This is a genomic window from Novacetimonas hansenii JCM 7643, assembly GCF_000964405.1.
In the GTDB taxonomy this organism is placed as follows: Bacteria; Pseudomonadota; Alphaproteobacteria; order Acetobacterales; family Acetobacteraceae; genus Novacetimonas; species Novacetimonas hansenii.
Genome location: NZ_BANE01000085.1, coordinates 24,077 through 34,410 on the forward strand (window position 1 = coordinate 24,077; position 10,334 = coordinate 34,410).

Annotated in this window: 10 protein-coding genes, 1 tRNA gene and 1 pseudogene; 6 read left to right on the forward strand and 6 right to left on the reverse strand. The window is 61.0% G+C overall.

Annotated elements, in window-relative coordinates:
• Positions 1 to 13: 13 nt before the first annotated feature.
• The 4 genes from coaBC to B7G66_RS07015 are packed head-to-tail and all read left to right on the forward strand — an operon-like array spanning position 14 to position 4,904.
• Positions 14 to 1,315 carry a bifunctional phosphopantothenoylcysteine decarboxylase/phosphopantothenate--cysteine ligase CoaBC gene (gene coaBC, locus B7G66_RS07000; protein WP_003618380.1) on the forward strand — a complete coding sequence of 434 codons (1,302 nt, stop codon included), beginning with the start codon at positions 14 to 16 and terminating at the stop codon, positions 1,313 to 1,315.
• The gene (dut, locus tag B7G66_RS07005) at positions 1,312 to 1,809 is read left to right on the forward strand and encodes a dUTP diphosphatase (protein ID WP_003618379.1); all 498 of its coding nucleotides are present in this window, start codon (positions 1,312 to 1,314) and stop codon (positions 1,807 to 1,809) included. The genes coaBC and dut overlap by 4 nt, the downstream gene beginning before the upstream one ends.
• Positions 1,806 to 3,527, forward strand: coding sequence for an ABC transporter permease (locus B7G66_RS07010; RefSeq protein ID WP_003618378.1), 1,722 nt, complete (start codon positions 1,806 to 1,808; stop codon positions 3,525 to 3,527). Before dut ends, B7G66_RS07010 begins: the two co-directional genes overlap by 4 nt.
• 9 nt (positions 3,528 to 3,536) lie before the next feature.
• Positions 3,537 to 4,904 carry an ABC transporter ATP-binding protein gene (locus B7G66_RS07015; RefSeq protein ID WP_003618377.1) on the forward strand — a complete coding sequence of 456 codons (1,368 nt, stop codon included), beginning with the start codon at positions 3,537 to 3,539 and terminating at the stop codon, positions 4,902 to 4,904.
• A gap of 50 nt (positions 4,905 to 4,954) precedes the next feature.
• Here the strand turns inward: B7G66_RS07015 and B7G66_RS07020 are convergent, their stop codons facing one another.
• The 6 genes and pseudogenes from B7G66_RS07020 to B7G66_RS07040 all read right to left on the reverse strand — a co-directional run bounded on the left by B7G66_RS07020 (position 4,955) and on the right by B7G66_RS07040 (position 7,563).
• Entirely contained in the window at positions 4,955 to 5,215 is a 261-nt protein-coding gene (locus tag B7G66_RS07020; protein ID WP_003618375.1) for a hypothetical protein, read from the reverse strand.
• 306 nt (positions 5,216 to 5,521) lie between these two features.
• Positions 5,522 to 5,959, reverse strand: a complete 438-nt coding sequence (locus B7G66_RS07025) for a hypothetical protein (RefSeq protein ID WP_225578658.1) — start codon at positions 5,957 to 5,959, stop codon at positions 5,522 to 5,524.
• Positions 5,956 to 6,396, reverse strand: a complete 441-nt coding sequence (locus B7G66_RS07030) for a glycoside hydrolase family protein (RefSeq protein ID WP_064305425.1) — start codon at positions 6,394 to 6,396, stop codon at positions 5,956 to 5,958. The genes B7G66_RS07025 and B7G66_RS07030 overlap by 4 nt, the downstream gene beginning before the upstream one ends.
• A gap of 309 nt (positions 6,397 to 6,705) precedes the next feature.
• Positions 6,706 to 7,017: a phage integrase central domain-containing protein gene (locus B7G66_RS18685; RefSeq protein WP_050772106.1), complete on the reverse strand. Its 312-nt coding sequence runs from the start codon at positions 7,015 to 7,017 to the stop codon at positions 6,706 to 6,708.
• Positions 7,018 to 7,134: 117 nt separating this feature from the next.
• Positions 7,135 to 7,218 (reverse strand): annotated as a pseudogene (locus B7G66_RS19040) (Arm DNA-binding domain-containing protein); the annotation flags it as partial.
• A 271-nt stretch (positions 7,219 to 7,489) separates the two neighbouring features.
• Positions 7,490 to 7,563 (reverse strand) — tRNA-Cys (locus B7G66_RS07040).
• A gap of 185 nt (positions 7,564 to 7,748) precedes the next feature.
• Here B7G66_RS07040 and B7G66_RS07045 point away from each other — a divergent pair.
• Together B7G66_RS07045 and B7G66_RS07050 are read left to right on the forward strand one after the other, a co-directional pair.
• Positions 7,749 to 8,447, forward strand: a complete 699-nt coding sequence (locus B7G66_RS07045) for a protein-L-isoaspartate O-methyltransferase family protein (RefSeq protein WP_040511691.1) — start codon at positions 7,749 to 7,751, stop codon at positions 8,445 to 8,447.
• 127 nt (positions 8,448 to 8,574) lie between these two features.
• Positions 8,575 to 10,014: a TolC family outer membrane protein gene (locus tag B7G66_RS07050; RefSeq protein ID WP_040511690.1), complete on the forward strand. Its 1,440-nt coding sequence runs from the start codon at positions 8,575 to 8,577 to the stop codon at positions 10,012 to 10,014.
• The last annotated feature ends 320 nt before the right edge of the window (positions 10,015 to 10,334 follow it).

Below are 10,334 nucleotides of genomic sequence, written 5' to 3' on the forward strand. Positions count from 1 at the left end.
AGGGGACGGCCCGATGAAAGACGCGCGCCCGTCCGTCCTGCTGATTGTGTGCGGCGGGATCGCCGCGTTCAAGGCGCTGGAACTGGTCCGCCGCCTGACGGAACGGGGCGTGCGGGTGCGTACCATCCTGACACGTGCGGGCGCACGTTTCGTCACCCCCCTCAGCCTGCAGGCCCTGACGGGGGAGCGCGTGTCCGAAGAGCTGTTTTCCCTGACGGACGAACACGAAATGGGGCATATCGCCCTGTCACGGGGCAGCGACCTGATTGTCGTATGCCCTGCCACGGCCGACATGCTGGCGCGCATGGCCGCCGGCCTTGCCGATGACCTGGCTGGCGCGGTGCTGTTGGCGACAGACACACCCGTCATGGCCGTGCCCGCGATGAATGTCCGCATGTGGCTGCACCCCGCCACCCGCGCGAATGTCGCGACACTGGCCGCACGCGGCGTCACATTCGTCGGCCCGGAAGATGGCGTGATGGCCTGTAACGAAACCGGACCGGGCCGGATGAGCGAACCGGCCATGATCGCCGACGCCATCATGGATGCCCTGCGCCCCGTCCAGCCCCCCGTCCACTTCCCCGTCCCGCGCCCTGCCCTGCGGCCGCTGCATGGCCTGCGCGCGCTGGTCACGGCAGGCCCGACCCACGAACCGATCGACCCGGTGCGCTACCTCGCCAACCGTTCATCCGGGCGGCAGGGATATGCGATTGCCGACGCACTGGCGCAGGCGGGGGCGGCGGTCACGCTGATCAGCGGGCCGACCATCCTGCCGCCCCCGCCGGGTGTTACGCTGCACCGGGTGGAAACGGCGGTGCAGATGCTGGCCGCCTGCGATGCCGCCATGCCGTGCGATATCGCTGTCTGCACCGCCGCCGTGGCCGACTGGCGCATCGCCACCCCTGTCACCAGCAAGATCAAAAAAACCCCTGGCGCGCCGCCGCCCTCGCTGGCACTGGTACCCAATCCCGATATCCTGGCCCACCTGTCGCGCCCCGGCCCGGCGCGTCCGCGCCTGGTGGTGGGCTTCGCCGCGGAAACCGACGACGTGCGCGACAATGCCGTAGCCAAGCGCAAGCGTAAGGGATGTGACTGGATCATTGCCAATGATGTCCGCGCGCAAACCGGCATCATGGGGGGTAATGAAAACGAGGTGACGTTGATCACCGCCACAGGTTCTGAATACTGGCCCCGGATGTCCAAGGACGCGGTGGCGTGCGGTCTTGTGCGCAGGATCACGGCGGCATTCGACATCGCACCCGACAGTCCCGGCACCGATACACCCGACCTTCCCCCTGATGGAGTCCCTGCATGACCCCCCCCACCCTGCCCGTTCGTATCCGCCGCCTTGCGCATGCCGTGGGGCTGCCTCTGCCTGCCTATGCGACACAGGGGGCGGCGGGGATGGACCTCGTGGCGGCCGTCAGCGCCCCCGTGACGATCTGGGCCGGGGGACGCGCCCTGGTGCCCACGGGCCTGTGCATTGCGCTGCCGGCGGGATACGAACTCCAGATCCGCCCGCGTTCGGGGCTTGCGCTTAAACACGGCATCACATTGCCCAATTCCCCCGGCACGATTGACGAGGATTATCGTGGCGAGATCGGCATCATCATGCTCAATACCGGCGAAGAACCTTTTGTGGTCGAACGTGGCATGCGCATCGCACAGGCCGTGCTGGCCCCGGTCGTGCGCGGCATGTGGGAAGAGTGCGAGACACTGGACGATACCGCGCGCGGTGCGGGTGGCTTTGGCAGCACGGGTACGGACACGGGCGTGACGGCGGGCGCGATACCGGGGACGACAGGGTGAACGAACCGTCCCTTCCCACCCACGGCCTGAGGGTCCGGCCCAACCTGTTCGACCTGGTCGGGCTTGTTATCCTGATGGGTTTCGCCGTGGCGCTGGCCACGGTGGGGCGGCACATGCTGGTGCCGCTGTCGCCCGCCACGGCGCAGGCCATCCACCTCGATCCGTCATGGCTGCCGGGCTATGCCCTGCGCACGACATTTCGGATGTTCGCCGCCCTGCTGGCGTCGGTGGTCTTTACCTTTACCTATGCCGTATGGGCGGCGAAAAGCCGTCGCGCGGGACAGATCCTTGTCCCGGTGCTCGATATCCTGCAATCCGTGCCGATCCTTGGATTCCTGACCTTTACCGTGGTCTTTTTCCTTGGGCTTTTTCCCGGCCGGATGATGGGGGCCGAACTGGCCGCGATCTTTACGATCTTCACCAGCCAGGCATGGAACATGGCCTTCAGCATGTACCAGTCGCTGCGCACCGTGCCCGCCGACCTTGAAGAAGCCGCCCGCTGCTTCGGGTTGACGGCGTGGCAGCGCTTCTGGCGGCTGGAGGTTCCGTTCGCCATTCCCTCGCTGGTGTGGAACGCCATGATTTCCATGTCCGGCGGGTGGTTCATGGTCGTCTATTCCGAGACAATCACCGTGGGCAATACCGACATTGCCCTGCCAGGCATCGGATCGTATGTCGGCACCGCCATCGCGCATCGCGACCTGCTGGCGATCCTGTATGCCATCGTGACCATGCTGGCGGTCATCCTTGCCTATGACCAGTTGCTTTTCCGCCCACTTGTCGCGTGGTCAGCACGCTTCAGCATCGAGGACACGCAGGGCGAGGCCGCACCCGACCCGTGGGTGCTGGCGCTGCTGCGCCGGACGTCCCTGCTGCGCCGCGCCAGCGACGCGCTGGGACGGGCGCTGACCTTCATCGGCTGGTTACGCATCGGGCGCGCGCCCTCCGACGTTACGCCATCACATATGTCGGGCCGTATGCTCGATATCGCATGGTGGGCGTGCCTTGGCGGCTGCACCCTTGTCCTTGGGGGAAAAGTACTGACCTATGCCGCCGGGCATTTCACCGCATCACAGGTGTTCCAGGTCATGGGGCTGGGTGGCCTTACGTTGCTGCGTGTGCTGGTGACGCTGCTGGTGGCGTCGCTAATATGGGTGCCGGTGGGCATCTGGCTGGGCCTTGACGCCCGCCGGGCGCGCCGGGCGCAGTTCGTGGCGCAGTTCATGGCCGCCTTTCCCGCCAACCTGTTCTTTCCGCTGTTTGTGCTGTTCATCGTGCGCTTCCACCTCAACAGCAATATCTGGCTGACACCGCTGATGCTGCTGGGCACGCAGTGGTACATCCTGTTCAACATCGTGGCCGGGGCATCGTCCTATCCCACAGACCTGCTGGAGGCCGCGCGCAATTTCCAGGTGCGCGGCACGTTATGGTGGATGCGCGTCATGTTGCCCGGTATCGTGCCGTTTTTCATCACCGGGGCGATCACCGCATCGGGCGGGGCATGGAATGCCGCCATCGCCACGGAAATGGCAAGCTGGGGCTCCACCACTTTGCGCGCGCAGGGCCTTGGCGCCTATATCGCGCAGGCGACGATCGACGGCGCGACCGACCGCGTGGGATTGGGAATGGTGGTCATGTCCCTGTTCGTCCTGCTGTTCAACCGTGCGGTGTGGCGTCCGCTGGCCAATTACGCCGCACGCCACTTCACCTTCAACTGAAAGCACCAGATGCCTTCCGCACCACCCTCCCCGCATGTCCCTCCCGAAAGTGAGACCCTGGTCCGGGTCGTTGACTGCAAGCAGGCCTATCACAAGGAAAGCGCCACCGACCTGGTCGTGCTGGACAATGTGAACCTGACCCTGCATTCGGGGGAGATCGTGGGGCTGCTGGGTCGTTCGGGATCAGGCAAATCGACACTTTTACGCATTATCGCCGGATTGCTGACACCGACATCGGGCGAGGTGGTCTGGAAAGGCAAAAAGCTAACCGGCCCCGCCGCCGGCATCGCCATGGTGTTTCAGTCATTCGCACTGTTCCCATGGCTGACGGTACAGAAGAATGTCGAACTGGGGCTGGAGGCAAAGGGCGTTCCCGCAGCCGAACGCGCCGACCTGGCCGAACGTGCGATCGACCTGATCGGTCTGGGCGGTTACGAAAATGCGTATCCCAAGGAACTGTCTGGCGGCATGCGCCAGCGCGTGGGATTGGCACGTGCGCTGGTGGTGCATCCCGACCTGCTGCTGATGGATGAGGCCTTTTCCGCGCTTGACGTGCTGACTGCGGAAAACCTGCGCACCGACCTTGTGGAGCTATGGTCCGAACACAAGCTGCCGATCAAGTCGATCCTGCTGGTGACACACAATATCGAAGAAGCGGTCCTGATGTGCGACCGCATCCTGATCTTCTCCTCCAACCCCGGGCGGGTGGCGCATGAACTCAGCGTCCCGTTCGATCACCCCCGCAATCGCGAAGATGCGGCCTTCCGGCAGTTCGTGGACCGGATCTATGCCCTGATGACCCGCCGTGCGCCAGTCGTTTCCGAAGCAGATCTGACCGAAGCAGGAATGGCCAATACCCCCCCGCCGATCGAAGCCATCGCCCTGCCCCGCCTTGCGATCAACACCATGGTCGGCATGATGGAAACGCTGGCGGCGGACCCGCTCGACGGGCGTGCCGACCTGCCGCTGCTTGCCAGCCGGCTGCAACTGGAACTCGACGACCTGTTCCCGCTTGGCGAGTCACTCCAGCTTCTGGGCTTTGCCGAACTGGAGGATGGGGACATCCTGTTAACGCCACAGGGCATGCGCTTTGTCCAGAGCGAGCATGACGAGCGCAAGCAGATCCTGTCACACAGCCTGCTGCGTAACATTCCGATGGTGCGTTCCATCCGATCGGTCCTGGATGAACGCCCCAACCACCGCGCCAGCGCCGAACGTTTCCGCGATGAGCTGGAAGACGGCATGTCCCCCGATTATGCCAAGCAGACGCTACAGACCCTGATCGGGTGGGCACGATACGCCGAACTGTTCGATTTTGATGAGGAAGCGGACCAGCTTTTCCTTGACGACCGCGACCGTGGCAATGGCGCGGCCTGAGCAGGGAGCCTGCCTTAAAAACCCTCAAGAAACTGCGGCTTTACAGAAAGCTATTTGGCAATAATAACGGACAGGAATCCATAAAGTTTGTGATGCCAGATTTTCCCAGAAAGGCAGTTTCCTTCAAGGCTTTTATGATTCAAGCGGGTTTCTGGTCCCGTTTTTCCAAGTAGCAAAAAAAACAAATCCAGGAATATTTTCTGCTGCGCAGACCTGTCACAGGCAAGCAGATTCAGGCATCCCTTGTGTAACAAGGAAAGCAGGGTATCGACACATTTGGGAATTGGGAAAAGGATCAGCCCCGCTGTCACGGGGTCATGTCCTCATCTTGATATTTTCACGATAACCATATGCTTTTCAGGGCACATGGAGGTCCTGTGGGACGCCGCCGGATCCGTCCTGGATGCTTTTACTCCTGATGAATGCGCCAACTTCTTTACAGCCGCTGGATATGAGCCGGAATAAAGTGGACATGCTCTAGTTCAGCTAGCAAGCCGCTGTTTCATCGGTTTTTGCAAGAATCTTCACCCATTCAGATGATCCCATCTGAATGGGGTCTGCTCTGGCAGACCCGCAGAGCGTTATGTTTCCGGCCGGGTCACCCGGCGTAGAGATACTCACTTGCGATCATGCCGTTTCGGTTGGCACGCTGGGAGGTAGACACCCGCCGAATCTTCGAAATGATCCGGATCCGCCGTAAGAGGCATGGATACAACATCGTCGCTTCGATGGTCAGTATAGACGAACGTCAAATAGTAAAACTGAGCCTCGATCCGAGGATCGCCATCGAACATTTTGTTCCATTCCAGCAGGTCGCGCCGCAACGGCGATCCGACATCGCCGCTGCGGGTCCAGACCGCTGACACACAGGTCGAAACACGTTCGACGCGCACGATCAGGCGCCCATTAAAAAACGCTTTTCCATCGAGTTCTTCGTTGAACATCGTATTGAGATTGTAGGTCAGTTCCTCCAAAGACTCCGGCTTGGTACCCGCGAGGGCAACCCCGCCGATACAAACGACGCAAATCAGGCTCAGGATAACGCGGATTATCAATATCGTCCTCTCAGCAGAAGCATGGCCTCATCGTGTCGTCTCCGGACCAGACCGCGCAAGACCTTGCCTTTCGAGCGTACCTGCTCCTCAATTATCCTGACAGCCTTGAGCTTGTCGCCGCTGTTGATAGCAGCACGGACACCCGGCCAACCTCTTCCTGGATTATAGACGAACGACACGAGGGCATTGAACTCATTTTGTGTCAGGTAGACATGGATGCCCCGACGAACGATCGCCTCATAGCTCGGTAGATTGACCTGTAAAAGGCGTCTCTGCTGAAGGTCTGACAGATCGACGAGATTTCTGTTATCCTGGGCGAAGCGCCTGGCCGCTTCGCCACGCAGACCGCTCCCCGCCGCCACACGCGACGCCAGACTAGAGTTGATGCCGATAGCCCGCAATTTCTGTTCAATCTCAGCCCGGGAACGATCGCGCATGTCATAGCCAGGCCCGAGCGTTACCCCCGACGCCCCGCCCGGCCAGTGCAAACGATTGCTGACGCCCCTTTGCTCCTCGTGACGTTCAATAAAACCGCGTCCTTGAAGCGACATCATTAGTTGCGCTGGGAGCCCGTGGTGTTTCTGACGGCGACGGAGTGTGGGACGGATTATAAGGACGATTTGATCCAGACATACTTCCTCATTTCCTGTGGCTTGATGCGACAGATAACCGCGCTCCGCGATGCCTCGCTGCCGGACACCGAGATCAAAGCTCGCTGGGCTTTGCGTGATAATCGCGATTGGCAGTTAGCGCCCCAACGGAAAAAACTGGCCGAAAACCCAAACTGGCAGGCCGCTGTCACTGAATGTCTCTACCGGCCATTCGATCTCCGGTTTTGCCATCTTGGGTAAATGAAAATCGCCGATAGTCGCTGCCGAACGCGCTGCGCAGTGTCCCGTGACCCTGTCCTGCCGATTCCTTACTATAACCTCCAGCACCATGGGCGGGCTGATGTCGGTCACGGGGATATTGCTCAGTTTCGGCCAGATGAACCGCTGGAGCGTATATTCAACATTTTGCGAATGAACCTCGCTCCAGACCGGTTTTTTGATTTTCAACCATGCCTCTCCAACCGATCGGAGATGGTTTTTGGTACAGGCGGCCTCGGCGCGATGCTGCTTTTTTGTCAGTGACGGATCCCGTCCTGCGCGTAATTCCTCCTTCGCGCTATCCCGCGCCTTGCGGGCACCGGATAGCGAAACCTCGGGATATGCGCCGATCGAAAGCAGTTTCTCTTTGCCGCCAAAGCGATATTTCAGTCGCTACAGGCGTGAGCCATTTGGCTTGACCAGAACATGCAAACCACCCGAGCCGGGTATCTTGTACGGCTTTTCCTGGGGCTTGGCACGCCTGACGGCAGCGTCCGTCAGCATTGATACCCCCGCCCTTTTGACGATACCCCCACGGATACCCCCATAAGCTGCATCATTCAGTGACTCCCCATGTCATCGCATGTCCAAAGTTATGCGATAAAAACGGCTGTTTTTCGGGGAATATGTCAACAACGGTCCTTCCCTGTCATGGAAGGATTGGAGGTCCGGGCGGGAATCGAACCCACATTCACGGATTTGCAGTCCGCTGCATCACCACTCTGCCACCGGACCTTACCGGGACAAGGGCTATATCTCCTTTATCGCGTCGCAGGTCAAGCCGTTGTGTGCGGGCCACCTGCTAGGCAGACATGAAAAGCGGGAATAGAACAGGACATGCGGGAAATAAAAATTACGCACCCGTCGCGATTGCACGGATCGCCGTCCCTGCCTGCAGGGAGCCGATGGAAGGGAAGGCCATGAACCAGCACGTTATCGAACATCCCCCCCTTGATTACGAGGCCGCACGCCAGCGCATGGTCGATGCGCAGATCCGGCCCGCACAGGTGAATGACCCACGCGTCATCGCCGCCATGCGCCGCGTGCCGCGCGAACTTGCCGCCCCCGAATCCCTGCGGGAATTCGCATATGCGGACCAGTCGCTGCCGCTGCCGGATGGACGGGCCCTGACGGAGCCACGCGTGATCGCACGCATGTTACAGACCGCCGCCCCGCGTGAAGGCGAACGTGTGCTGGTGGTGGCTGCGGGGACGGGCTACCTCGTCGCGCTGACCTGCACAATGCAGGAGGGACTGCGGATCGATGCGGTAGAATCCGACACGAGCCTTGCGGCCATCGGCCAATCCCTGTGCCGGACGTTCGCACCTGATGTGTCATGGCATATCGGCCCCCTGTCGGCCGGGCTGGCGGGTGATGCACCATATGACCTCATCCTGATCGACGGTGCAGTCCGCGCCATCCCTCAGACCATCGTTGCGCAATGCGCACCCGATGGACGGATCGTCGCCCCTGTCTGGCCCGAAGGCGGGGTGGCATCGGTATGCATCGTGACCCCCACAAAGGATGGCAGCGCAACATCCACGATATTCGACGCGAATGTGCCGCTGTTGCCGGAACTTGCCCCTGCCCCCGCATTTTCGTTCGAGGCCTATGCCTGAATACAATGCTGCACCCGATATCGCACCCATTGCCGGAGGTGGTTAACCTGACTGCAATATCCTGAAGATAGTGTCTGCCACGCAGGCAGGCACGCCTGCGTCATGGGCCGGACGCTGGGGATATTACATGAAGGGATACTGGGTCGCGGGAATCGGGTTTGCCGCCAGCCTGCATGCGGGCACCGCACTGGCACGCAGGCCCATCCCCCCGCCATCATCGGCACCTGTCGCGGTTCCCCACACCCTTCAGGAGGCACTGGCCAGCGCGTATCTGAGCAATCCAGTCCTGCGCAGGGAACGCGCCACCCTGCGCGCGACGGATGAGCAGGTTCCCGCCGCCCTGGGCGGATGGCGACCGACGATTACCGGCACCGCCAACATGAGCTATTACAGCGGCAACATGATGATGGCGCCCGAAAGCGGCGGAAACGGTTATAGCCGCCGTTATGACCTGCCCGGCTATGGCGCAGGGGTGAATATCAGCGAACCCATCTATACCGGCGGACGCACCACGGCCTCCACCCACCGGGCCGTACATGACGTGATGGCTGAACGCGCACGCCTGATCCTGACCGAACAGCAGGTCTTTACAGATGTCGTCAACGCCTATGTCGGCGTGATCGAGGATCAGCAGATCCTTGAAATCGATATAAATAACGAAAAAGTGTATCAAGAACAGCTCCACACCACAGAGCTACGCGCCCGTGGGGGCGAAATCACACATACCGATGTGGCGCAGGCGCTTGCCGCACTGTCCGCCGCACGGGCCACACGCCAGCAGGCCGAAGGCACGCTGGAGGCGGCGCGCGCAACCTACCAGCAGGTGGTGGGGGCCGAGGCCCCGGACGACCTGCAACCACCACAGCCACTTGTCCTGCCGGTACAGTCGGAACAGGATGCGACCACACGCGCGGTGGAAAACAACCCAAACGTCATTGCCGCCCTGTTTGACGAAGCCGCGCGCAAGGACGCGGTGGGCGTTGCCTTCGCGGCCCTCCTCCCCTCCATCAGTGCGCAGGCCAGCTACGCCCACGACATCAATCAGGAGGAAGGACGCTCCAACTACGATAACAAAATGGCGCTCATTTCCGCCTCGGTCCCGATTTATCAGGGGGGGAGCGAATATGCGGCCGTGCGCGCCGCAAAGCAGCAGGTCATTCAGGCCCACCGCGCGGTGGAAGTCCAGCGCCGCAGCGCCATACAGCTTGCGCAGGCAAGCTGGCAGCGCATCCTTGCAAACCGCGCGGCCATCACCAGCAACCGCGAGGCGATTTCCGCCAATGTCTCCGCCCTTGCCGGGGTGGAGCGGCAGGCCATTGTGGGCACTGGCACGACGCTTGCGGTCCTGCAGCAGCAGGAAACCCTGTTGCAGGCACAGGTCGCCCTTGTCATGAGTCTCGGCAGCCTCGTGCAGGCCTCCTATCAGGAGGTCGCGGCGATCGGGCGGCTGACGGCGCGCGACCTGAACCTGGATGTGCCGCTCTATAACGAAAAAGCATATTACAAGGCCGTACATGACCGGCTGTGGGGCATCAGCGATTATGCTGTCAAGGAACCGGGACGCTGAATGGCGGGATGCCCTTGTTGAAAGAAGACTCTGCATCAACAGCTTCTGACAACCTGCACTCCCATATCGAGACGCCCTGCCGTGAAATCCTGCTTCCCAAAGAGTAAGAACAGGCTGATGGGTGTCCGGGCCAGCTCTGGGGGCAGGTTAAAAGCCCGGGCAAGCAATCCATCGGGACAATGAAATCTTCTGGCAACGATTTTTTAAAAATCATTCGAAAATATTATATTTTCCAAGAGATTGTTTGAAAACAAGTCATTAATAGAAAACAAGAACAGTTTCTGGGTGCCGCCTTTCGATCGAAAAAGGCGGCGTCTTCT